This window comes from Leclercia sp. LSNIH1, from assembly GCF_002902985.1.
GTDB lineage: Bacteria > Pseudomonadota > Gammaproteobacteria > Enterobacterales > Enterobacteriaceae > Enterobacter.
This window is the reverse complement of record NZ_CP026167.1, coordinates 3182285-3205043: the sequence shown is the minus strand read 5'-3', so window position 1 is coordinate 3205043 and position 22759 is coordinate 3182285. Positions and strand designations below refer to the sequence as shown.

Below are 22759 nucleotides of genomic sequence, written 5' to 3'. Positions count from 1 at the left end.
TAAGCAGGCAAATGAAATCAGCACAAACAAACAGCTTACTCTGATACAGGTGCCGGGTGCCTCCCGGTGACTCGTTACCAGCTATACGAGCCGCAAGCATATTTACACCTACAGAACTGGATTGCCCCGCCGCATAGGGGGATTCACCTTCATTAAATTTAGATGATTTTAAACGAAGCGCTAATGCTTCCTACCTAAAGTAATGGCTAATGCCGCCGATATGTTAACTACCTGCGTCATGAACGCAGGATTAATAACAAAGCTAAGGGAGTTGTGCCCGCTCCCGTGCGGGCTTTTTTTTCTTCAAAGACATCGAAATGCTGCTGATGATAATTACTGATGAACATCCTGGTGCCGTTACGCTTTCAGCGCCTGAACCTCAGCCTGCAGCTTGTCTAACTTCTGGTTTGTCGCCTGTAGCGCTAATGTCAGCTTAGCGATCATGGCGTCTTTATCCAGAATGTAACTTTTTGCAAATACCGCATTGTCATGAATATCCTCTCCAGGAGAGATGCCCTCACCCTTGACAGTTTCTGGTGAAGTCTCAGCCAGGTCGTTTGCAATGAAGCTGAGTTTAGTTTCACTCTCCGGCAGGATGCCACGCGCTTTGTACTTAAAGGTAGCCGGCTTCCACTGCAAAACCTCCGTCAGCGCAGCCATTTTGTCAGTAACGTATACTTTGTTCTTTTTAAGTTCGGCATCACAGGTACTTTGCATCTGGATAGTACCTACGTTTGATGAGTCAATGTAGGCTATTAGCGTGCTATTCAACCAGTTGAAATTGAAGGCGTTATCATGATTATCAACCCCACCTGTCCCGGCCCGACAGGTATACCCGCCAGCCACGGATATAGACGCGATGTCCTGACTGGCGGAACTTGAAGCACCTATTCTCATAATCCTGCGCGTATAGGGCTCACCCGCTTTATTGTAGGGATAACTGTTCACGAAAACGCCCGCGTTAGTATTCCCGAACAGTTGCAATGAGGGTGATATTCCGGTCTGTCCCTTAAATACTGCGCCGTTACAGAATATCTGCCCATTTTGCCCAATCTCTACGACATCGGCGTCAGCCGGAGGGGTTCCCCCTTTGACAGTGATACGGCCCCGACGGGTAATAGCCCCGGCAGCGTCCTTAAAATACAATGCTTCAAACAAAGCAGAAGCGGCCTCGGCTCCTGCGATATTAAATTGAGAGCGTATCTGACCACCTAAAGTAGACGTGCTATTACCTGGCACTGATGCGCTGTTGATTAATGATATCCATGTACCATTGGCCTGCGTCAGTTCAATGCTGTCAATTCGGTTTGCCATGTAATTTCCTTATGCCCAGACGCGAGCCGGTGTTTTCGGTGTAACCATAAAGTCGTTCAGCCCGGATAAACTGAGCGAGTCATTCATGACCCGCAAATTGACGTGATAGCCGGGTTCGGTGGTGTACTTAATGATTTCGTTTTCTTCACCGGGATTGATAACTTCAGCAGGGACAGTGATAACGCCGATTACATCCAGGCTGATATCCGGGTGATATAACCCGCCCTGCTCCTCATCATCCACAAACCCCGCCGCGGTTAATTGCGTGCGCATTTCATCGGCGTCAGCAAAGCGCAGATATAAGTCTTTCATTAGCGGAGTCCATTAATTTGGTTAGGGGTTAACAGGCGATGCCAGATACGGAAGTTGCGAATGTGCCCGTTAAGCATTCGAACACCTGGGGCAGCCGACCCTGCACCCCTTCCGATATAAATCGTGGAGTTAGATGCGCCAACATTCCCTGGCGTCGGTCTGGTTATGGTGTCCGATGTGATAACCGCGCCGTCTGTGAATATCTTTTTATTTACGGTGTCAGAGACGAACGCCATATTATGGATCGCCCCATCGTCTATTTCAGTTGCTCCCCCCACCAGCGCGGGGCTTGCATAACAAAACATGGGCCTTCCTGCGGCGCCTTGGGTAGAGTTAAGCGAGGCGAAAACCCACTCGGTGGACGATGGGTAATAGCTGAAAATCCCCCTACGGCTGTTAGCATCCGCACCCGATACCGTTTTCCCGTTGCAGTGGACTTCCATTGCAAAAGTAACAGGCCCAAAGTAGTTATCATTACCTGAGCGTTGCAGGGTGCAATCGTCAGCTGCTCGGGTTACAGCTGATCCATTTGTAGGAATGTAAGATGTCGCCTGAGCGGATCCCTCAATTTGCATACGGTCAATGAAAATCACACTGCTAACGGGTGTTCCGGCATCAACCGTAATTCGCAAGCCCAGGCGTTGGTTTACAGCCCCACCCAGAACAGGCACTGAAACTTTATTAACACCAGGCGCTGCTGTGATGGATGCTGCCGCAATATCGCCCTCGCTGGAGTAGCGCATTAGCATTACTCTAACCTTGGCGGCTGCGGGAAATTCTAAATAACAGGATACGGACGCTGGCTTTGTTGGGTCATAATTAGCCACATTTATATTCTGCTCCCACCAGGTACCTGTATCCGTTAATGTGGTAAGCAGAACGCCACCCTCGGGTTTAAACGTTCGTGTATTGTTTGCGCCACTACGAAAGTAACTGGAATAATCCTGAGTCGGTGATGAATAAACCGCTAAATTAGTGCTCTGCCCTTCAATTAATAAACCCTCCTTCTCAAAACGCGGCTCGTTAATTGCTGCTATTCTAAGCACCCCGGATTTATCAATATAAGTCGCTGTAGTTGCCCGACTAAACGTTAGTGACTTTGTCGGCAGTTCCAGCACTTGGCCGGAAATCGTCAGCCGGTCATAAGGCGCGAAACCGGCCAGCAGCCGCAGGTCATCATTGAGCGGTGCCCATACGTCAGGGAACGGCGCTGCCTCATAGGGTACAGACGTCAGCTGCTGCGCAGCGGCCAGCGATGCTGCGGCACTACTGGCGCTGGCCCCTGCGTTGTTTTCTGACGTCCTGGCGTTTGACGCAGATTTTGCCGCGTTGGTTTCAGAGGCCCCGGCGTTTGTCTCTGACGTTTTCGCATTCTTCTCTGATGTTGCCGCTGCGTTCTTTGATGAGTTCGCATTCGTTTCTGATGTTTTTGCATTCTTCGCTGACGCTTCCGCCGCCGCAGCGCTGGTCCCTGCCGCGTTCGCGGCGGTGATCAGCTTCGACCAGCTGGGGCCCGTTTTTTTCGAACCATTTGCCAGAGTAACGGTGACGTCACCGGTGCCCGATAAAATCAGGTCCTGGTTGATAATACTGCTTTGCGCCAGGCGAAACCCTTCCGTGACGGCGTTCGCTAAATCGTCATCAAGTGTGACCATTCGTGATGTCCTTAAAATGAAAAACCCAGCCGGAGCTGGGTTATAAGGGTGTGATTATTAAATTCAGAAGAAACAACGTGTGCGCAGCCGAAATACTTATATCGGATTTTTATTTACAGCCCGTGTAAGCCAAATCGCCAGCATCCACCTGACCGGAATTAATTACCTGAATAACCGGAGAAGTTAGGGGAATTTCTTTTGGTAATTAACGCCATTGATGGCTGCATATCCATATGAGTACTCCCACTGGTAATCCCTCTAAGGCCAATACGTATAGTCACAGGGCCTGAGTTTGCGGGAATATCCAGACTACCTGTAACGGGCACATAACTGTTAACCTGACGACTGACACTATTGGGGTCGTTATACGATAGCTTTAAGCCAAGAGACACTACTGTAATATCTCTCCCGTTTATATTGATATATGCTTCCAGAGAGCCATTATAAGCTTCACTTTCATTCCAGACGACAAATGTCGGAACAGCGATAGTGACGTCATACGGGACACCCCCCGCCCAGGTAACCTGTCGATAAAAATCTCTTTGTTGGCCTGGATCTCCCCTGAATCTGCCACCAGGGAAGGAGAACATATTAACGACATCGCCTACGATTTTGTTCGCGTAAACTGTGCCTTTGAAGTCTCCATCCGTAGCATAAATAGTGCCTCTGAATTCTCCGTTGGTGGCATAGACGGTCCCGCGCACGGTCACATTATTGAACACCGCGTAACCGGATTTATTGATATGCCAGCCGATATTTCCGGTCCCGTCCCACGTACTGGACTGGATGTAATTGCCGATTTTGGTATTATCCAGCGAGCCATCCTTGATAAATACAGACTGTAAAAATATCTGCCCGCCGGTAGCCGCAAATACCAGTTCCTGTCCTTTTGTCGTCGGGTTATAAACCGCAAACGTATCGGCAGAAATCAGGAAGTTTGAGGACCCGGTTGCATCAATGCCCAGCTGAATACCCGCGATACGTTTAACCCCGTTCGCTTCCACCTGAACCTTAACGCCCCACTGGGCACCCAGCTTGCCGGTAATGTCAGCAACAGCTTCGCTGGTCGTCTGCACGCTGGCATTGGTATCGTCGATCGCAGCCGTCACCTGCTCAATGCTGGTCGCGGTGGCGCTTTCCAGATCCGCGACCGCTTCATCAATGCGCGTAATGGCGGCGGCGTTGGTCTTACCGTTTTGCTCAACCGTCGCCTTAAGCGTGGTGACCTGCTCCGCCACGGCACTCGTGGCATCCGCGGCGGTCTTCCGGGTTTCGATGATTTCAGCCATCGTTTTCTTTTCGCCAACAGCATACGTCACGCGCTGTTCAGAGAACGCGGTGAAGCTGGCGAGCGCATTGGTGACGTTACCGACAATACCGGCGTCCCGGCTGGCCGTGTTGCCGTCCACATCCACTTTCAGCGTATCGATGCGGCGGCCGAGCGCGCTGTCAGCATTCGTGCGGGCCGTGGTTTCCGTGCTGATGTCCGAAGTGTTCTGTTCGGTCGTGGCCTTAACCGCAGCCAGCGCGGTGGTTTGCGCCTTGTTGTTATCAGCGACGGCTTTGGTGACTGTGGTGATATCTGCGGTGTTTTTGCCGACAGTAACCTGCAGGCCCGAAAGCGTGGTGGCCTGAGCCTCCTGCGCAGTTGTCAGCGTCGCCAGCTCCTGAGTAACGGAAGCCTGGTTAGCGTTAACGGTCGATTCCAGCTTCTTCCGCTCTGTCACCTCCGCTTCCTGCGCCGTGATGCGCGCCTGGCGTTCAGTGTACAGCAGACCCGAGGCCAGTTTTGACGGGTCGTCACCGGTATAACCGCCCCGGATCTGCGTCGCCAGCGTCTCGCGCGCCGTGGCTTCCGCCTGGTCGCCGGTAACACGGGCTGTCGTTTCCTGCTGCAGGGCGGCCATCCCGGCGCCCGGCGTTGGCCGCCCGATCGCCACCCAGTCAATCAGGAAGTAGTTTGTCGCGTCCTGTTTACTGGAAAGGTCCAGCCGAATCTGGTTAATCGTCGTCTCGGCCAGCCAGGGGATATCGTCGCATTCCAGCGTGGCAACGCCGTCGGCGTTATACGCCGGTTCGGCCACCACGAAGCGGTTGGTTTCGTTGAAACTGGCCGTATTGCGCCAGCGAATTTCACCCGCCCATGCAGGCGCTCCCACTTTCCTGATGCGCAGCTTCAGGAAGCGATACGCAGCTGCTGTTATGCCCAGCGTTGCAGGAGAAGCAACGTACGGGTCCGATGCGTGGTTGGCAGGGCGCAACCAGCCGTTAACAATGGTCGGCGTGCCGTTGCCGGACCAGCCCTCTACAGTCGAATCGAAGTACCAGATTTTGGCCGGGTCGAACTGGGAGCCAGTACCAGCAGACACCTGCGCAATCTGCTGCGCCAGCGATTCAGTGGTGGTCTGAATCGTCTGGTTGACGTTGCTGATATCCGCGACGCGCTCGTTCTTCTCGGTCAGCAACGCCTGGCCCCGGGCCGCTGCCTCGTCGGTGATGGCTTTTTTACGGTCCGTGATCTCCTTCGCCAGGCCCGCTTTGGTCGCCGCCGACTCTGTTGTGACTGTGCTGATGTCGTCGCGCGCTGACTGGATATCTTCACCCAGATCAGTTATATCCGAAACCAAGTCTTTGTAGGCGTCGGTCTGTTTGATCTGGTTATCGATATCCAACAGGTAATCCGCGGCATCCGAGCTGCTGCTGCCCTGAATGAAGGCAGTCCAGGCTGACTTATTGCCGGTGCGATCCACCAGCCGCGCCCGGTACCAGAACCCTACCCCGGCCTTTAGCCCAAGTTGCTGGTAAATTTGCTGGGGATACGGGACGCCAGCCAGCAGCATCGGGTTCGCGCCGGTTGATACCGTGGAATACTGAATCTCGGTTTGTAGCGTATCGCCAGTGCCCGCAGGGAAATCCCAGTCCAGCTGTACCCCCCCAGAGCAATGGTGTAGTGCGGAAATTAACTGGCTTGGGCACATCACCGATCCGGCCCTTAAGGTGGGTCAGCGCTGACGTTGCCCACAGGCTTGATGCGCCACCGGCATTAATTGCCCTGACCCGCACCAGGTAATCACCTTCGAAGATCCCCGGCACTTCGATATTCCGTAGGCCGGTTTGCGGAACGTTCACCCATTCGCTGCTCCCGCGGCGCCACTGAACCTGATAGGCGATCACATCGGCCTGCGGCTTCCCGGCTTTATCCAGTGGGACGTCCCAGGACGCCGTCAGCGTCGCGATGCGCTGCCCCTGGCGCACCGATTCATAACTCGTTACCACGATATTGCCGGGCTGTGAGACAACTCCCGTGGGGATGAGGCTGATCGGCGGGATATCGAGGCGCGCATTGTGGTCGACGGCATCATATTTCGATGCGTTGTATTCCGCGCCGGTAATGGTATAGGTGTTTTCCTCATCGTTAAACGTCAGGTTCGTGACGCGGAAGTACTGCAGGCGCAACTGCCCAGCATCGATAACGAATATAGCGTTTGGCGCTGGCGCCGCTGTGAACGGCGTGGCCACGATCAGCTGCGTACCGTTGACCGCCTGAATAATCCGGCTTTCTACAATGCCACCTTGGGTGCGGATCATCAGTGTGTCACCCGCGACGGCACTGGTACCGCGATCGGTTGTTACCGCTTTAAGCCCGGCGTTATAGTCCGTGAGGCGCCCGCCATATACCCTGCCTGAGACGCGCTCATCAGCAAAAGCGAAGACGGTGCCTGGCACAAAGGCGAAGCCATCCAGCCCGGTCTGCAGCGTAATGATGCGGTCCAGCGAGTTGGAATAAACTGCCCACCCTCCACGGCGTTGCGCCTCACTCTCGCGCGTGCAGCCGATGGCCGTGAGTTGCGTCTGCTTGAATTTGAACTGCTTCACCAACTCAGGAAACATTACTGCGGTGGTGCGGTCCTGATAATGGTTATCCGGGTCGCTGAAGTTAATCAGCGCACTCGAGAATCGCGTCTTTTCGCTGCCGCTGGAATACGTTGGCTTGCCCACCACGGATGCGCGGGTGAGGATCTGCAGTTTCGACGTGTCTGCCGGCATATCAGAGACAACATTGAACATGTTGTTGCCCCAGAACGTCATGCCGTTGAAGCCAGCAGCGATGTCCTTGATAACCTGCCAGGCGTCGGCCTGCGACTGGATATAGACGTCAAACATAAATCGCGGTTCTGTGCCGGTACCGCCCTTCCCGTCCGGTACCTGCTGGTCACAGCGCTGGGCAATGCGGTAGAGCTCCCATTTATCGAGCATATCCACCGTTACCCGGCGGCCCAGACCAAAGCGCGGCTCTGTCAGGACATCAAACCAGATCCACGCCGGATTGTTGGTCCAGCCCCATTTGAATGTGCCGTCCCATGCGCCACTGTACGTCCGCGCAACAGGATCGTAGTTCTGAGGGATGCGGATTACCCGGCCTTTCGGCTTGCAGGATATCTTCGGGATGTTGCTGAATGCTTTGGCGTTGAATGACACATACAGCAGCGCGGTATGCGGATAGCGCAGGCGGGCGTCGATCACCTCAGTGATGGCCTGCACCTGCGTTTTGTTCTGCAGCATCTGGCTGGCGCTGTCGGCAGTATCGCGGACCACACGGATCTGCCAGCCAGTGGTGGCTTTGGGCAGATTGATGCGGTGCGTCAGTTCGTACAGTGAACTGAGCTTTTCCGTTACCGTTTTGGTGAGCACTGTCTGGTATGCCCCGCCATCAACCGCAACGTCGATGTGATATGCGACGGTTGTGCCGACGATATCACCGTCGTTCTCCTGCTGCTGCAGGCCGGTGATCCCGATGCGCACCAGCACAGCATCAATCTGGGTATTGCTGATAGCGCGTGTCCAGGAGGTAGCCTTCGTCAGCGATACGCCAATACTAGTCTCGTTCTCCACAGCAGGAAAGCCGGGGATCGGCGTCTGCGTCTGCGTGCCGGGGCGAAAATCCCAGGAGACATTCTCAAAGTTCATTGAGCCGTCTGGGTTACCCAGCGGCGTGCCGTCGAGGAAAATCCGGGTCGCATCCAGCCCGCCAGCAAACTCACCTTCGCCAAGTGCCAGCAGCATGCGGCAGCGCGCCATTGACTGAGCTGAATCAGGCTGTTCGACAGGCGTGTGCTGCTTCTGGCTGCCACCCTTTGCACCAGTAATCGTTGCCATATTGCATCCATAAAAAACCCGCCGAAGCGGGTATTAAGCTAACTGATGAGGCCTGGGTTATTTCACACGCCACATTCTATATTGGCCTGCTGCACCCTGCTCAGTTTGTATTTCTTGATATTGCCCATCCGCAATCACGGTTAGCGTTTTACGCCACTGCGTAAAAGCGCATGAAAAACGGACAGACAAGTCATGTTCACCATTGTTGAGGTAAAGGTCGATGTATTGGTTCTGCTGCAACCCCGCGACCTCGATATTGTCAACTTTCAATACCAAAGGGCAACTTTCACCCAATCCCGCACCAGTTAACTGCTGAACACGATACACCCTAATCTTTGTTTTATTTTCCGATTGCGCGACGTATTTTTGACTGTAAATAGTTGGAGTTGGCTCATAAGGTTTGTTTGCACAGCCCACCAATAAAGTTGCACAGATAATAGAAGACCATTTATTCACTTTTTTTCCCTCTTAAGAACAGATGAATCCATCATAACCAGTGTCTTTAGGAAGGACTAACCGGAAGTGTGATCATTCGATATCATCAAATATCTTCTGCTACGATACCGGCACTAATAATTGCACCGCCGATCTCACGCTCGCCATATAGCAGCGCGACCGGGTTGCCCATCGCCAGGGTATTCACGGCACCGCCAAACGCATAGCTGGGTTTGTTATCGGGGTCATCGCGTCCCTGAAGGCCTTTGGGCTGCGGCGAGAGCATCTGGTAGATGCCGCCAGCCATCATTGAACCACCGGACATTATCAATCCGGCAGCAAACGTCGCACCGATCCCTGTCCAGCCGGTAAGCACCCCAGTAACAACCCCAGCAACCACCATTACTGCCCCCAGGATCGTCTGGAACATACCCGCCTTTTTCGCCCCTTCCATCACAGGCGCGATGCGGATATCACTGTCACCACCCAATTCCTTGAAATCCTGTTCGCCGATGTTGCGTTTGCCACGAAACACCGCGAACGTCATGCCGTTCTTTTTGGCGTTCAGGAGATAGCTTTCCAGCCCGTCTAGGTTGATACACAGTGCCTTTACGGCCTCTGCTGAAGTCTGGACCGCCAGCCGGTGAACGCGGCCAAACCGTGCCCCCAATGCCCCATACAGTCGAATAGTGGTTAAACGCGCCATGGCTGTATCTCCTGCGGCAGGTCTTTATGGCGAACGCAAATCATGGTCCGGTCTTTGAAGTAGCCCCGGGCATACGGAGTAATGCAGGATGGCTGGCCGTACAGATGGTGCAGCAGCTCGCCTTCTTCGGTGATGATCCCCGCGTGATTCCACTTGGCAGACTCAACCTGCATGATAACCATGCAGCCGGGCGCCGGGTCACATTCGACAAACCCTTCCTGCTCCCAGTTCTCAAAATACAGGTTGTCCGGGTACTGGCTTTCCCACCAAGGATAATCTACCCGGAAATCGTTAAGCATCACACCCTGCGTGGCGTGCCAGTCCATGACCAGACCCCAGCAGTCGTGCGAACCCAGAATGAACGGGCGGCCAATCAGCGGGATGGCGTCCGGTGATACCTCTGCATACTCATCGCAGTCCGGCGCGTAGATCCCCCAGACCACGCCGGAGTTATTGCACTGCTGGCGATCGAGGTCTGACGGGATAGGCCGGGCGCCGTCGCCTAGATGGGAGTGAATGATGCGGATAATGGTCCCGGCATCCTCAGCATTCGCCCAGTGCTCGCCATCAATGCGGAAATGCTCTGTAGGGTTTTCGTGGCTGTTCGTTACAGGGATGTAACGCTGACGCCGCCCCGACTGGATGACGAAGCCGCAGCACTCGCGCGGAGATTCCTCCAGCGCATGTGCGCGGATCGCCGCCATAATGGTTTTGTTCATTGGTATGTCCGGTTATCGGGAGAAGAGAACGGTTGCCGGGAAGCCGCCAAAATCGAGGTTTGCTGCGTTAGGCTCTGCCAGTCCGGCACCAAACCGCTTACGGCAGTCACTCAGGCAGCCGCCGCATACATCCAGCGCCGGGTCAGCGACCGCATTACCTTTCGCATCAAAATACGCCGTGCCGTTGTAGGTGCAACCGTCGCCGCTGCGGTACTGCCCGCGCAGGGCCCATTCGCACAGAGAGGTGATTTGCCGTGTGGGAATGACCAGATTTTGCAGGTCGGCTGGACTACTGAGAGACCACGAAACGACTTCTTCGTCTTCCGCGGTTTTGGTATCCAGCCAGAACGTCTGCAGCGTGAACATCGTCGGATCAGCGGTCGGGTTTACACCGCCCGGAAAGTTCACCGCGTCCAGATAGACGGCGTAGGTGTCGATGATGCTCACCTTCGCATTCACCATATCTTTGAACTGAAGGCACAGCGCCGTGATGTGTCCGTCCAGGTTCGACACGCTGAGATCAGGCTCTGCCGCCTGGTCTGTTGAAAGTTCAAGGCCTGACATCTGGAAGGGCCAGAACTCATAGACCTCTCCGTCCCAGATAATGGGCTTTGGCCCGAGCTTATCTTCGTCTCCGTTCGTCGCGTCAATTTCTTCAGGTGTATGCGGTAACGGACTGTAATGGAAGCGGTGGATCCCGCCACTGAATTCTGACGCATCCACCTTGATTAATCGCACCCTGCCACCGGGTGCCAGTTTTGCTGCCTGATCGACCAGAGCCATTATGCGAAAACTCCATATGCACGCCTGATAGTGAACGTCAGCTCCGCAACGTTGCTGCTGATGAGATTCTTACGCACTGAGTTAGCCACGACGCGATAAAGGCCCTTCTCCTCTCCCGGCGGGGTGATAATGAATGCCTTGACCGTGTGGGCCAGCAGGAAGGCGCGGATCTCGTTAACCTCAGTATCCTTGCCGACATATTTCATCGGGACCTGTATGGCTGTAGAGTTAATGCCGTTATCAGCGACCTGCTCATAACCGTCGCCAAACTGGGCGGAGCGGATCGCCTGATCGTACTCAATAGCCCCGCTGCCCAGTTGTACAGGCCATTTATAGGTTTCGACTGCCATGTTTACTCCATAAAAAAAGCCCACCTGAGTGGGCTACCGGCCTTTAACAAAGTTGTAAATCAATCCGCCGTTCTTCAGGTGCTTCTGCACTATCTGGGTGGCTGCATTCTGCATCTCCGCCGCCAGCGCCCGGCCCATGGTATCGCCAGAGCCTTCTGATTGCGCTGAAGCATTGCCGTTGGCATCGACGTGTACGGTTGTTTGGATCACTGGTGCCGTATTACCCGTGCCTGCGTTATTGCCCAGGCCGAACATGGGTGCCCGACCGACCAAACCACCGCTGGCATAGCCCCGGGCGTTGTGCATCATGGCATAAAGGTTGCCCACGCCAATTGCAGCTGTGGCCTCTTTGGTGAAAACAAATTCATCCTTATGTACGATGCCTGCAGGCTCATATTTGCCTCCTGGTCCGGTATAGCCACCAGAATCATAAAGGCTTACGCCTGAATTAGCCGCACTGGTGTAGGCACCTGATGGCGTGCTCCCACCGCTACTGCTGACGCTGCCAGTAACCCACCCCAGCGCGGATTGTACGGCATAGGCCACCAGCAACCGGTTGATGACATCAGCTATCATCTTCATCATCGATGCAGCAAAGCTTTTGAAGCTGGCTGTGCCAGTGGTCACGAGGTTCGTCATCATATCGGAGATACCGCCCAGGGTTGACTGCGCCACGCTTTGCATGGAGGCATAGACGTTCGTAGCTGAGTCCAGGTATTCGGACCACCCTTTCTTAAAGCCAGCCCGCCAGTCACCGCGAAGCTTATCCTCCGCTTCGTAGTAGTCGTTAGCAGCTTTAAGCTCCTTCTGGTAGCCCTCATCCTCAAGGCTGCCGCCAGTATTAATCCAGCCACTGCGCAGCTGAGAGAGCGCCGTCTGGCGGCCTGCCAGCCTGTCGCTCATCGTTGCGCCTGATTCAAGTCCGGCCCGCTTCTCTGCCATCTGCGTGACATATTTGCTGGCCGTGTCCATGCGCTTGTTCAGCTGCTCCTGGGCGGTGATCTGGTCACCCAGCAGCGCCTTCTGGCGCGCCAGCGCCAGTACCTGGTCTTTGCTGGCCAGCAGGGATTGTTCCTGCTTCGACAGCTGCCGCGTACGTGCCGCTTCTTCAAGCACGGCGAACTTTGACTGTGTGGTATAGAGATCTTTACGCTGCTGGCTGATAGTGTCATTAACCGAGCGGTGATCCTGAAGCGTTTTCAGCTGCGCCTGCAGGGCCAGCAGTTCGGCCTGAGCAGCATCTTCGGCACGATCGCCAGCGGCGACTGTTACCCCTTTGGCTCTTGGCGTTTTGGGATCCTGATATAACTTCTCAATACCAGCTCGCGCCTTAGCTAACTCTGCTTCACTGAATGGCTTTACCCGCTGATTTTCAGGCAGGAACTGAGTAGCTTTAACGGCTTTGTTTCTCTCCTGAATAGCCTTTTCAAGAGCCTTCTCCGCAAGGGCGCGCTTTTCGGCAGCGGTCGTTCCCGCATCAAGATATTTATTAACAATGCCCTGAGCCTCAATGCCGTCACTGTTAATCTTATTAAGCTCAGCCCTTGCCTGGTTATATCCCTCCTGAGACTTGATAACAAATTGCAGTTCTTTTTCCTGCTGGCGCAGGGCGGCCAGCTCTTTACTGGACGCCCCGCCATCACCTATGTTGCCCAGACCAAAAACGCCTGGCCGGGAGCCGTCTGTAAGTTCCTTGATGCGCTTTTGCACCACTTCCAGCTGGTCGGCAGTGGTTTCTTTACGCCCAATTCCTAAAGCAGCATCCCAGTACCCCTTCCATGTATCGGATACGCTGCGGACAACCCGATCAATCAGCCCGAGGTTATCCAGCACCTGCTGGCTACGCTGCTGCTCCGCTTTGCTGTACAGCTCGGCAGCATATTCACCAGCCTCTTCCTGGTCCCCTCTGCGCTCAAGCGCGGACAGGTAATCGAACTGCGATGCAGTAAGATAATGCAGCTGCTTATTCAGCTCTTCTGAGGCCTTTGTGGGTGAGTCATAAAGCTTCTGGAAGCTTTTTATTGTTTCATCAACTGACTGCCCTACTGCATCTTCCATTGCTGCAGCTGTTCTGGCGACGATCTCAAGCTTTCTGCCATCAAACTGCCCGGTGCCGACTACTTTTGCGAGTGTACTGGCTGCTTCACCAGGCGTAACGCCTGCATCATCAGCGATCTGCTTCGACAGGAGCCTTAGCTGGCCTGTTGTTTTGCCTGCATAATCTCCGGTTAAAATGAGTTGCTTATTGAACTCGGTCGCCTCCTGCGAGCCTTTGTACCATGCTATCGCCAGCAGCGAAGCGACACCGACCAGCCCGCCGATAGCAACTCTGGCGGGAGTAAGAAACGAGAGAAGCCCCCTGCCATGTTCCGCATTTTCTGCCAGCGCATTGGCGTTCTCTGAAAGCGACTCGGACGAATCATCAGAAGCGCTTTTTATCCCCAGGAGTTCTTCCTTGATAAACTGGAACAGCCCACCGATGCCGCCGAACGAATCGCTAATCTGCCCGCCCTGCTGGATCAGCACCATCCACAAAGGCATGCCACCAGCGATAGAAGTGGCAATGTCAGTGAACTGCGCAGGTAGCATTCTCAGGGCCTGATGGTATTGCCCGGCGGTGAGCGTCCCACTTTTGAAAACTCTTTCCTGCTCGCTCAGTTTTGCAATGAACGGAGCCGCCTGCTGCGACACACCCAGCTGCGCGGCTTTCATTTCCAGTATTTCAGTGCGCGTTTTACCTATTGCGTTGGCCTGCTCCTGAAGCGAAGAGATGAACGAATCACGAATACTTTGGTTGCGCCTGAGCTCCGCCGCTTCAGCCCTTTCCGCCGCTTCCATTTCAGCAATGGCCTGCTTAACCATCCGGGACTGGCTGGCGGCAATCTGGCGCTGAGTAGCCTCCTGCTGTACGGCAAGCTCCTGCTCACGCAGCCTTGCGATAACCGGGGCGGCCTCCTCGGCGATCCCCATTTGCGCTGCCCGGTACTCGGCCATGTCCGCCTTACTGGCGCGGAAAGTCGCCGCCTGGTCAGTAATGGATCTGAGGAAGTTTTCCTGCGCGGCGGTGGCGCGCTGCGTCTCCTGCGCCTGCTTTAACCGTTCCTGCCCTTCAGCAGTCTCGGCCTCCATGACCCTGCCGAGTTTCTCCCGGGTAGTTTCCAGGACGCTGTTGTAGCGGGAGTAATCCTCATCAGGCACCAGTCCGCTCTTACGGAACCTGCTCAGGCTTTCCTGCAGGTTGTCCAGCTCATCCAGCGCCCTGTTCACCGGACTGATTTTATTCAGCAGATTCTGCAGCTCCTGCTGCTGCTCTTTCAGGCTCTGGGTATTCTTTTTCTGATCGGATGCACCCGCGCGAAATACCGAGTTCAGATCATCGGCCTTATTTGCGGCGCCGCCAGCCGTCTGTTGGAAATCGTCCAGCGCCTTGTTGCCGCGCTCCAGCTCGGCGGTATTCACCCGGAGCGAAATCGTTGCAATATCAGACATTAAGCCCCCTGATGGACAATCTTCAGCGCCGCGCTTTCCATTACGCGGATATCCGTTAACGCGGTTGCCTCATCCTCCACACCATTAAGCTTCATCAGCCAGGGCAGCACGTTGTAATCCAGCCCGGTGATGCCGCCCATGCCCGTGCGCCACTGGGTGCCCATTGACTGGAAGACAGCGAACGCGGGCCAGACGTCCGGCCATACCTCAACGGTCTGCTCTTCTTCGGTGTAGTCATCAGCACTCAGGCCGAACGCGGCCAGGTCTTCGGTGGAGGGTTCAGGCGTATAAAATGCCGAGGCAACCGCTATTAGTTTTTTTCGCGGTTACCCGTCAGTTCGCGGTAATAGGTGCCGACGATCGCTTTCATTGCGCCCGGATAGTTGTCCAGCAGCACTTCAAGATTTTCCTGGCTGAACGCGTCAGGCAGTGCCCAGCCTTCGGTGATCTCCACCAGAAAATCGATGGCGGTCTTACCTTCCAGCGTCTCCAGTGCGGCCAGCTCCTTAAGCGGCTTGTGGCGGAAAGTAAACGTAAGCATGCCGTCATCATCACCGGCGCGCGGGATCGTGACGTTGGCTTTAAACGTGGGTTTGGGCTGAAGCTGGAATTTAGTGGCCATGTGTTCCTCGGCAGAAAGAAAGGCCCGCTGACGGGCCTGTTAAAGGGTGAATCAGACAGCCGCCTGCGGAGCGGCGTCTTTGTAGAAGGTGATATCGCGGGACTGGATAGCAAATGCAGGCTGTACCGTTTCGACGTTGTTTACGGCAGTGGTCGGCTGTGGATCAAAAGAAGCTTTTCCGGACCAGTATCGCATCTCTTTTGCCTTTGGTACGTACATGCGCAGCGGCAGTGTATCGCCGGAACGATCGGCAGCTGACAGCACGCTGTAAATCGGCAGCGTGGAGTCGTGCGCCATGGTGAAGGTCTGCGACTTGGCCGCCTTGTAGGTCGCCAGGTTGCGCTGACGGTCATCGGCAAGGAACTGGATCTGCGTGTACTGCTGATCGCCGCCGGACTGTGCAACCTCGGTGATCTGCGGGATTTCAGTCCACTCGGATACTTTGCTGAGTGAACCAGCACCCGAGCCAGCCGGGAAGAAGTTGGTATCGGTGCTGTTAATCACCCCGATCGTCACGCTGGTGGTCGTCTGCGCGGTGACACGCGCCACCAGGCTGTCAATCAGTGCCCAGCCGCTGGAAACCAGCACCACATCGCCAACAGCGAGGCCGTGGCCGTTTGCAACGGTAAAGACGGCGCCTGCGGCATTGCTCACGCCCGTTACCGCCACAGGCGTGGCGAGTTTCGAGCCGACGAATACCGTGGCACCATTGGGTAATGCGAAGCCCATAGGGATTCTCCGTGTAGAAATATAAAACCGGCAGAGCCGGAGGGGATGATCAGGCTGAGATATCAGCCCGGTAGTTGATGCTGACGGGGATGGAGTAGGACACGCCGTCCGGTATGCCGGGGTAGATGGCGGGCGGTGATGTCACCCAGGCGGTAAAGCCGTCGCCGGGAATTTCCTTATTCTCCGGGAACAGCCCGGCGACGCGGCGGGCCAGCGCTCTGACCTGTGATTTGCCGCCACCCGCTGGCGCGACGACAGTGACCTGATACACGCCGGGGTAGACCCGGCAGCCACCAGCCATATCGATGCTGTACGGCTGCGCAGGCAGATCGTGGGAGATCAGATACAGTCCGTCGCCTGGCGGGTCGAACTGAATGTTATCCCACGCTACCGGCACGCCCTCGCCGTCAGACCACAGACCCAGCATCGCCTCAAGCGCCGTTGTGATGTCCGGTATCATTTTTAACCTCGCTGACTGCCTCGCTGAAGTACCGCTGGAACTCGGCGGCGGTGATTCGCACCATGCCGCCAGGCGCCTGACTCGAATGCCCCATCTCCAGCGGGTAGGCGTACGGGACGTTGTTGCAGAAATAGACCGCTGTGGTACCGACTTTGAACTGCTCCAGCACCAGGTTACCTGCGGCGATCGTCTCGTGGCCAGCCTTATCGATGCGCCCTGTCTCGCCCGTTGCCCGCTGGTCAAACGACACCTGCCAGTTGCCGCGAAAACGCCCGCCCGTATAGCCCGGCGGTGCCTTTAGGTCCATGCTGTCGTTAACCTTACGACCCGGCCGCAGCCGCCCTGCTTTAGTCAGGTTGCCCGGATTCTGCCGCAGTTGGCTGTTGTTCTCGGAGACCGCCGCGTTATAGGCCGCCGCCGTCTGGTTGACTGCCCACAGCTCTGGATTGCCGACAGGCGACATCTGCACCAGCCGCGCCAGGATTTTGATGCCGACCACGCGCACCACTTCCTCCTGTCGCTCCTTTGCCTGGCTAACGAACGCATTAATGGACACCATAAACGCCTGGTTATCTGACATGCTATGCCCTCAGCTGGGCCCGGTAGCACAGCAGCAATTTGCCAGGCTTAACCGGGTTGGGCTTTTCAATGCGGTACCATTTGCCGTCCACATCCACCATGTCACCGGTGCGCAGCTCGGTATCAGCAGTAAACACAATGCGCGTGTCGCCGTTTATGATGACCGTGCCGTCAATTTCGCCGGGTTTATACTCAGTCCGCACGCCGATAGCAGTGAAGCTCTTATCCGGCTCGCGATGTTCAACGCCGCCGGTGACCGTCATGACACCCTTGCGCTTTACCGGGTACGCCGCGCCGTTTTCAGTGAGCAGGCGCGTGCTGGTGGTTCTCATGCGGGTGTAGTTAACAGGCATGTTATGCACGCTCCGCAAAAGTATTTACTGCATAGCCACGACCACCCGCCAGATCGCCGAGCAGGGCCATCACCGCCGGGTAAGAAGGTCTGAACACCTCACCATCAGCGACGGCATAGGTCGTGGTTACGGCACCCTCCACGCGCTCGGACTTCACCGCAGCCTCACGCGCGCTGCCCAGCAGATCGCCATCCATCGCCTCGACCGCCAGCATGCACTGCGCGGTAACAACCTGACGCGGTACCTCACCGGCAGGCAGCTCGTACCCGTCAAGGATGATCCCGGCGCGCGGCCACGCCAGCGCCTGATTCGGTTTGATCCGCCAGCCAGACCAGTCCAGCCCTTCAAGGTAATCCATCGCTCTGATGAGCAACGGCGCGATCTTTTCCGGCAGCGTAATGTCGCGCAGTTCTGCAAAGGCTCTCAAATCCGCCTCGCCCGCGTAGCTGTTCATGGCTGGTGAAGTGGTATCGGTAATGATCATCGTTGCACCCAAAGAAACGGGGCTTTCGCCCCGTCAGTTACTCTCCGGCAGCGGCAGTGAAAGTGATTTCTTCACTGGTTTGTGCCACACCTTCGACCGTACCCGTTACGGTGAACGTTCCGGCAGTATCAGAGGTGAGTTTCACCGTGGCGCCACCGGCAGAGCCGGTCTGCGATCCCGCAGTGCTCAGCGTGCCGCCAGTAGACGACCAGGCGACAGCCGCTCCGGACACGCCCGCGCCGTTACGCGTATATTTCAGGGAAAGGGTAACCGCATCGGTACTGTCAGCAGTTGCGGAAGTTTTATCCGCTGACAGTGTTACTCCCCCGGGGCGGTTCCCAGCTTGATCAGCACGCCTGCAGTGGACTTGTTGCTGGTGAAATGCTTCTTCCAGTTACCGGCCGTGCCGATGGCGGTCAGATCCGGGTTCTCACCTTTGGCCGTATCCCAGCTGTAGCCCAGCAGTTCAACATTCACCGTACCCTCCGCACGGTAGCCAACCGCGAGGTTTTCCTGATCATTGATGTCGTAGGAGCGGAAGCCCGGCGCCTGCGATTCGGTCACGGTCACCGCACCGGCCACCAGCCCCAGAATGGCGGCGGCATCCATGGTATCGGTCACCAGCACCGGCTTACCCAGGGTGCCCGGCTGGCCGCCGTACACCACCACGCCCGCTTCTTCGTAAATCTTGCTGGCGATCGCCTCGTCCACGATGTCGAAGTAGGTAGCGGAGTGCATGACGAACAGCACCACGCGGTTAAATTTGTCGCCGTATTTGCGCAGCCCGCGCGTAAGGGTTTTCTTTCCGTCGGTCTCGATATCGGCGGTAACAACCATATCGGCATTAGCTCCGATTGCAGCCGTTAGCGCCTTCAGGCCATATTTCACGTAGCCTTCCAGGGTGGCATCAGCCACATCAACGCCGATCACCTCGGAGAACTCATCCACCGTGCGGCCACGGCGTTTGAATGCCTCTTCAGTGGTTTCGTACGGACCGTATTTCCACGGCGCCTTAACAGATACCGCTTCGCCTGCACCGATTTTTTTGCCGTTCACTTTGCCGACGGAGTTCACATCACGCGACTCGATGGAGCCACCTACCTTGTAGAAAGCGCGCTTGCGGAAGTCGCCTTCAATCAGCTCGTTATCCAGCAGGATCGCACCATTGGAAGATGTGTTAAACACTTCCAGATTATCCTGGCGGCGCTCGAGGAAAGCGGTCTGTGCCAAATCGTCATAGATGACCAGATCGTTATTAACAGTTGTAGCCATTGAGTAAGTCTCTTATTTCGGGAGTTTGAGGAAGGCCTGCTGGCCATGCTTGCGGATATAGTCCGCCTTTTCGCTGGCGCTCATTTCTGAACGTTTCTGGCTGCCACCACCGCCTGGCTTGTGTCCACCCGCACCGGTACCTTCTGCACGCGGGAACAGGTGCGGTGCCGTCTCCTTGAGCGACTCCGCCCATTCAAGCGGGCTTAGTGGGGTTTTGCCGTCCTTACCGAACAGAACGTCGCCATTCGCATCAACTGCTACGGCCTCGCCTTCGTCGTTGAGCTGGAATGTGCCTCTGGCACGCAGGATCAGGTCATCGGATGCTTCCGCCAGTGCGCCAGCTTTTGACGCTGCCGCCCGGATGGCATCACCCAGTACACGATCCCGGAACTTGCCGGAGAAGGCTTCGGCCTTTTCCGCGCGTTCATTGGCCGCTTTGATCTGCTTATCGACATCAGCGCGCAGGCGCTCGGTGCGCTTATCCAGCACCTCGTCAATTTTCCCGGCGGCGATCAGCTTTGCCTCTTCGTCGTCGGAAAAACGCTGCAGGATGCCGCGCACGGCATCAGGGTCGATGCCTTCATAGCGGGACAGGTTGTCTTTCTGCTGCTTGATCGTACCCAGCAGCTCAGAGTTTTTGGTTTTCAGGCCGGTCACCTGAGCTGCGACCTGATCATCAATCAGCTTCTGAATTTCTGGGGTGATTTCGGTACCGCCACCCCCGCTGCCCTGGCCATCGTCTTCAGGTGCGTAGTATTTCAGGAGCATATTTCGGATTAACATGGTTTCCCCTTGGGATGTTATGGGCCTAGCCCAATAAAAAAGGCCGCCCGGAGGCAGCCATGTGTGAAAAGGTTTTGGGATCAACTGAGCGCTTTCAGTCGGGCCAGGCTTATCCATTCGCCTTTGTCCGTGAACATCTCCCCGAACTTTACCTCGCCAGCGCGGTAAAGCGCGGCCCGCTCCGGCCCGAGGATCTCATCCTGTCGCTGCGGCGACTGCCGGGCCAGCCAGTCAAAATAGGTGGTATCCGCCGGCACCTGCCCGTCCATGCTGGCGCGGGTGCCTTCATCCAGCTCTTCGCTGTCGATCCCGAGCTCACGCCATGATTTGGTAATCAGTGTTTCCGTAGAACGGCAGCAGAAATGGATTTTCCCCGGCCCCTGCAGATACGGAACCTTGTGACCGACAGGTTTGTTGTCCAGGGTGTAACGCAGGCGATCACGGATGATGCACGTCGGCGTGGTTTTGTTGTCCAGCGTGGAGAGCCACTGTTTACCTTTCAGGACATCGCCGTTGGCTTCTGCAAAATTAGTCCGCGCCGTGGCTGCCAGGTGAATCACAGCCGTTTTGGTAATACTGGCGGCATTGGTCCGGCTGAGCTGCAGCGCCCCGTCCTTATAGCCTTTGCTGGCGATCCCGCGCACCTGCCGGGCGATCGTCTCCGTGGTATCACCCAGTAGGTAGCCACGGCGCACTGAATTGACAACGCGCGCCATGCGGTCGGCTTCCAGATTATCGGCCCACTCGCTCAGCAACCGTCCCTGAAAGGGCTGGGCCATGGCTGCCGCGTATAGCTGCACAGGCGTGATACCCTGCAGCGGGTACCGCTCTTTCACCCGCTGCGGCAGCAGCGTATCAAAAAGGCTCAGCTGATAGCCCGCTTCGTGCCCGGCCAGTTGCAGAAGCTCATCCGCCAGGCTGGTCTGCATGCCCGCGATGGCCTGCTGGTTAAGCTCACGTACGCTGCCAAGCAAACTTTCGAGACGGGCCACGGTAAACTGACTGGTGGGCAGACTGTCCATCGCCACCAGCAGGCGCGCGGTGAGTTCGGCGTCACTGTCATTCAGCAGCTTCACCATGCGGTTTGCCAAGCCAGTGCTGTAGCGGCTGATCCAGACGGTGTGGGCTATGGCTTCGTCACGTAACCTTTCATTTACTGTTGCCATTGTTACCGCCGATCAGGGTGGGATTGGGGTTGTGCAGCTCGTCAATAATATCGTCGGGGCTGTCTGCCGGATTGATGAGGTCAAGCTTCTGCAGCGCACGAACCATATCAGTGTCGCGGATTGCACCGGACTGCCAGGCGTTCACAATAGCGGTAACCATGCCGGACTCGGCGACCTTAGCAATGAACTCCTGGTTGATCGCATAGGCCGCCTGCTGCTCGCCGACGCCCAGATATTTCGCGCACCAGCCGATGGCCAGTGAGTAGGCCTCTGATACGTTGGACACGCAGATACCCAGCACGGATGTGGATGATGTCTGCTCGCTGCTGGACTGGGTCGCAGTCTTCACCGCTGCGTTCTGCTCAATGAGCCGCGCACCCAGCTGCACCATGTAGTCGCGCTTGCTGTCCATCGCTTCTTTCGCCAGCATGTTGGGCTGAGCCTGGGCATAACCAAAGCTGCCCTCACGGGGCAGAAGCAGTGGCGAGCGGGAGCCGATTTTGACCCCCTTCTTCTCCAGGTGATCGCGCCATCCTTCATCCAGCCCCGTCATGTACGGCTGAACCTGGCCGGAGAACCACACGCTGTCTTCGTAATCGGCGCTGTTCCGGAAGTGTCCATGGTTTATCTCCACCAGCGCAGCCAGCGGAGAGTCATCGATAGAAGGATCGTTGTTCTGCGCGCCGACGAAGGTGAACGGAATTTCGTCCCAGCTGTCTTTGCCTTTGGGCTTTGGCTGGTATTCGCTGGTAACAGCGAACGCGCCGGAACCGGCATCCCCGCTGCGACGCCACACACGACAGACGAAACGCCCCTCTTTGAGCGCCAGCTCGCGATACTGGACCTCATCCTTGAACGCATAACCATCTTCCTTCTCCACGCATTCCCGCAGCACCACCAGCACCAGTTGATCGCGTCCGTTGATACGCTTCGTGCGCCAGTTGATGATGTTCTCGGCCAGATAACGCAGGATGATGGCCTGGCCACTGCCCTCAGCGTAATCGACATAAAGCCCGTCACGGGCCACCTCCAGCACGTTCTCGGTCACCAGCTGCGACTGCTGGTAAATGCTGGTGCCAGCGCCGTCGGCGTTCTTCAGGAGATAGCTCAGTTTCTCCGGCGCGGAAAAGGTCGGATCCTTTCTGAAGGCCAGCCCGAGGAGGCCAATCTTGGTATTACCAGTAATCGCATAGAAGACCGCCCGCTGCAGGTAGTCTTCGTTGCGCTTGCGGTTGCGTAAGCTCTTGTCTGTGGGGTCGAGCAAAGGCAGATAGTTGTTGCCCGGATCTTTTACCGCCTCCGCCCCTTTGCAGAAGTCCCTGATTTTCTTCCAGGCAGCACTGGCCGCCCGGTGTTCAGGACGAACCCAGGTGATGTCGTTATTAGCCATA

Annotated in this window: 23 protein-coding genes; all 23 read right to left on the bottom strand. The window is 56.1% G+C overall.

The window, feature by feature from the left end; all coding sequences use genetic code 11:
• Positions 1–357: 357 nt before the first annotated feature.
• The gene (locus tag C2U54_RS16000) at positions 358–1314 is read right to left on the bottom strand and encodes a tail fiber domain-containing protein (protein WP_103179532.1); all 957 of its coding nucleotides are present in this window, start codon (positions 1312–1314) and stop codon (positions 358–360) included.
• Positions 1315–1323: 9 nt separating this feature from the next.
• Positions 1324–1626, bottom strand: coding sequence for a hypothetical protein (locus C2U54_RS15995; protein ID WP_103179531.1), 303 nt, complete (start codon positions 1624–1626; stop codon positions 1324–1326).
• Positions 1626–3281, bottom strand: coding sequence for a phage head spike fiber domain-containing protein (locus C2U54_RS15990; protein WP_103179530.1), 1656 nt, complete (start codon positions 3279–3281; stop codon positions 1626–1628). The genes C2U54_RS15995 and C2U54_RS15990 overlap by 1 nt, the downstream gene beginning before the upstream one ends.
• A gap of 158 nt (positions 3282–3439) precedes the next feature.
• Positions 3440–6121: a phage tail tip fiber protein gene (locus C2U54_RS27740; protein WP_233210519.1), complete on the bottom strand. Its 2682-nt coding sequence runs from the start codon at positions 6119–6121 to the stop codon at positions 3440–3442.
• The gene (locus C2U54_RS15980) at positions 6012–8438 is read right to left on the bottom strand and encodes a host specificity protein J (protein ID WP_233210520.1); all 2427 of its coding nucleotides are present in this window, start codon (positions 8436–8438) and stop codon (positions 6012–6014) included. Before C2U54_RS15980 ends, C2U54_RS27740 begins: the two co-directional genes overlap by 110 nt.
• A gap of 57 nt (positions 8439–8495) precedes the next feature.
• Positions 8496–8894, bottom strand: a complete 399-nt coding sequence (locus tag C2U54_RS15975) for a hypothetical protein (RefSeq protein ID WP_103179529.1) — start codon at positions 8892–8894, stop codon at positions 8496–8498.
• Between the two features lie 85 nt (positions 8895–8979).
• Positions 8980–9579, bottom strand: coding sequence for a tail assembly protein (locus C2U54_RS15970; RefSeq protein WP_103179528.1), 600 nt, complete (start codon positions 9577–9579; stop codon positions 8980–8982).
• Positions 9567–10298, bottom strand: a complete 732-nt coding sequence (locus C2U54_RS15965) for a C40 family peptidase (RefSeq protein WP_103179527.1) — start codon at positions 10296–10298, stop codon at positions 9567–9569. The genes C2U54_RS15970 and C2U54_RS15965 overlap by 13 nt, the downstream gene beginning before the upstream one ends.
• 12 nt (positions 10299–10310) lie before the next feature.
• Entirely contained in the window at positions 10311–11081 is a 771-nt protein-coding gene (locus tag C2U54_RS15960) for a phage minor tail protein L (RefSeq protein WP_168192017.1), read from the bottom strand.
• Positions 11081–11431: a phage tail protein gene (locus C2U54_RS15955; RefSeq protein WP_103179525.1), complete on the bottom strand. Its 351-nt coding sequence runs from the start codon at positions 11429–11431 to the stop codon at positions 11081–11083. Before C2U54_RS15955 ends, C2U54_RS15960 begins: the two co-directional genes overlap by 1 nt.
• Positions 11432–11464: 33 nt before the next feature.
• On the bottom strand, positions 11465–14920 hold the full coding sequence (locus C2U54_RS15950; protein ID WP_103179524.1) for a phage tail tape measure protein: 3456 nt from the start codon (positions 14918–14920) through the stop codon (positions 11465–11467).
• Positions 14920–15168 (bottom strand): DUF1799 domain-containing protein, encoded by a 249-nt coding sequence (locus C2U54_RS15945; protein WP_224214523.1) that lies wholly within the window; start codon positions 15166–15168, stop codon positions 14920–14922. Before C2U54_RS15945 ends, C2U54_RS15950 begins: the two co-directional genes overlap by 1 nt.
• 62 nt (positions 15169–15230) lie before the next feature.
• Positions 15231–15542 (bottom strand): phage tail assembly chaperone, encoded by a 312-nt coding sequence (locus C2U54_RS15940; RefSeq protein WP_103179523.1) that lies wholly within the window; start codon positions 15540–15542, stop codon positions 15231–15233.
• 51 nt (positions 15543–15593) lie between these two features.
• Positions 15594–16271, bottom strand: a complete 678-nt coding sequence (locus C2U54_RS15935; protein WP_103179522.1) for a phage tail protein — start codon at positions 16269–16271, stop codon at positions 15594–15596.
• Positions 16272–16320: 49 nt separating this feature from the next.
• Positions 16321–16731, bottom strand: a complete 411-nt coding sequence (locus tag C2U54_RS15930; RefSeq protein WP_103179521.1) for a phage tail terminator-like protein — start codon at positions 16729–16731, stop codon at positions 16321–16323.
• Positions 16703–17311, bottom strand: a complete 609-nt coding sequence (locus tag C2U54_RS15925; protein ID WP_103179520.1) for a hypothetical protein — start codon at positions 17309–17311, stop codon at positions 16703–16705. The genes C2U54_RS15930 and C2U54_RS15925 overlap by 29 nt, the downstream gene beginning before the upstream one ends.
• Before the next feature lies 1 nt (position 17312).
• Positions 17313–17663, bottom strand: coding sequence for a hypothetical protein (locus tag C2U54_RS15920; protein WP_103179519.1), 351 nt, complete (start codon positions 17661–17663; stop codon positions 17313–17315).
• A gap of 1 nt (position 17664) precedes the next feature.
• Positions 17665–18147 (bottom strand): DnaT-like ssDNA-binding protein, encoded by a 483-nt coding sequence (locus C2U54_RS15915; protein WP_103179518.1) that lies wholly within the window; start codon positions 18145–18147, stop codon positions 17665–17667.
• Positions 18148–18184: 37 nt separating this feature from the next.
• A complete protein-coding gene (locus tag C2U54_RS27490; RefSeq protein ID WP_231313921.1) occupies positions 18185–18463 on the bottom strand; it encodes an Ig-like domain-containing protein in 279 nt (92 codons plus the stop codon).
• 2 nt (positions 18464–18465) lie between these two features.
• Positions 18466–19419, bottom strand: coding sequence for a major capsid protein (locus C2U54_RS15910; RefSeq protein ID WP_103179517.1), 954 nt, complete (start codon positions 19417–19419; stop codon positions 18466–18468).
• 12 nt (positions 19420–19431) lie between these two features.
• Positions 19432–20202, bottom strand: a complete 771-nt coding sequence (locus tag C2U54_RS15905) for a hypothetical protein (protein WP_103179516.1) — start codon at positions 20200–20202, stop codon at positions 19432–19434.
• 80 nt (positions 20203–20282) lie between these two features.
• Positions 20283–21368 carry a hypothetical protein gene (locus tag C2U54_RS15900; RefSeq protein WP_103179515.1) on the bottom strand — a complete coding sequence of 362 codons (1086 nt, stop codon included), beginning with the start codon at positions 21366–21368 and terminating at the stop codon, positions 20283–20285.
• A complete protein-coding gene (locus C2U54_RS15895) occupies positions 21352–22758 on the bottom strand; it encodes a DUF4055 domain-containing protein (protein WP_103179514.1) in 1407 nt (468 codons plus the stop codon). The genes C2U54_RS15900 and C2U54_RS15895 overlap by 17 nt, the downstream gene beginning before the upstream one ends.
• Position 22759 lies beyond the last annotated feature (1 nt).

Excerpts from the sequence above, each read along its gene's own strand:
- C2U54_RS16000 (WP_103179532.1), bottom strand. The coding sequence starts at position 1,314 with ATGGCAAACCGAATTGACAGCATTGAACTGACGCAGGCCAATGGTACA.
- C2U54_RS15995 (WP_103179531.1), bottom strand. The coding sequence starts at position 1,626 with ATGAAAGACTTATATCTGCGCTTTGCTGACGCCGATGAAATGCGCACG.
- C2U54_RS15990 (WP_103179530.1), bottom strand. The coding sequence starts at position 3,281 with ATGGTCACACTTGATGACGATTTAGCGAACGCCGTCACGGAAGGGTTT.
- C2U54_RS27740 (WP_233210519.1), bottom strand. The coding sequence starts at position 6,121 with ATGCTGCTGGCTGGCGTCCCGTATCCCCAGCAAATTTACCAGCAACTT.
- C2U54_RS15980 (WP_233210520.1), bottom strand. The coding sequence starts at position 8,438 with ATGGCAACGATTACTGGTGCAAAGGGTGGCAGCCAGAAGCAGCACACG.
- C2U54_RS15970 (WP_103179528.1), bottom strand. The coding sequence starts at position 9,579 with ATGGCGCGTTTAACCACTATTCGACTGTATGGGGCATTGGGGGCACGG.
- C2U54_RS15965 (WP_103179527.1), bottom strand. The coding sequence starts at position 10,298 with ATGAACAAAACCATTATGGCGGCGATCCGCGCACATGCGCTGGAGGAA.
- C2U54_RS15960 (WP_168192017.1), bottom strand. The coding sequence starts at position 11,081 with ATGGCTCTGGTCGATCAGGCAGCAAAACTGGCACCCGGTGGCAGGGTG.
- C2U54_RS15955 (WP_103179525.1), bottom strand. The coding sequence starts at position 11,431 with ATGGCAGTCGAAACCTATAAATGGCCTGTACAACTGGGCAGCGGGGCT.
- C2U54_RS15950 (WP_103179524.1), bottom strand. The coding sequence starts at position 14,920 with ATGTCTGATATTGCAACGATTTCGCTCCGGGTGAATACCGCCGAGCTG.
- C2U54_RS15940 (WP_103179523.1), bottom strand. The coding sequence starts at position 15,542 with ATGGCCACTAAATTCCAGCTTCAGCCCAAACCCACGTTTAAAGCCAAC.
- C2U54_RS15935 (WP_103179522.1), bottom strand. The coding sequence starts at position 16,271 with ATGGGCTTCGCATTACCCAATGGTGCCACGGTATTCGTCGGCTCGAAA.
- C2U54_RS15930 (WP_103179521.1), bottom strand. The coding sequence starts at position 16,731 with ATGATACCGGACATCACAACGGCGCTTGAGGCGATGCTGGGTCTGTGG.
- C2U54_RS15925 (WP_103179520.1), bottom strand. The coding sequence starts at position 17,311 with ATGTCAGATAACCAGGCGTTTATGGTGTCCATTAATGCGTTCGTTAGC.
- C2U54_RS15920 (WP_103179519.1), bottom strand. The coding sequence starts at position 17,663 with ATGCCTGTTAACTACACCCGCATGAGAACCACCAGCACGCGCCTGCTC.
- C2U54_RS15915 (WP_103179518.1), bottom strand. The coding sequence starts at position 18,147 with ATGATCATTACCGATACCACTTCACCAGCCATGAACAGCTACGCGGGC.
- C2U54_RS15910 (WP_103179517.1), bottom strand. The coding sequence starts at position 19,419 with ATGGCTACAACTGTTAATAACGATCTGGTCATCTATGACGATTTGGCA.
- C2U54_RS15905 (WP_103179516.1), bottom strand. The coding sequence starts at position 20,202 with ATGTTAATCCGAAATATGCTCCTGAAATACTACGCACCTGAAGACGAT.
- C2U54_RS15900 (WP_103179515.1), bottom strand. The coding sequence starts at position 21,368 with ATGGCAACAGTAAATGAAAGGTTACGTGACGAAGCCATAGCCCACACC.
- C2U54_RS15895 (WP_103179514.1), bottom strand. The coding sequence starts at position 22,758 with ATGGCTAATAACGACATCACCTGGGTTCGTCCTGAACACCGGGCGGCC.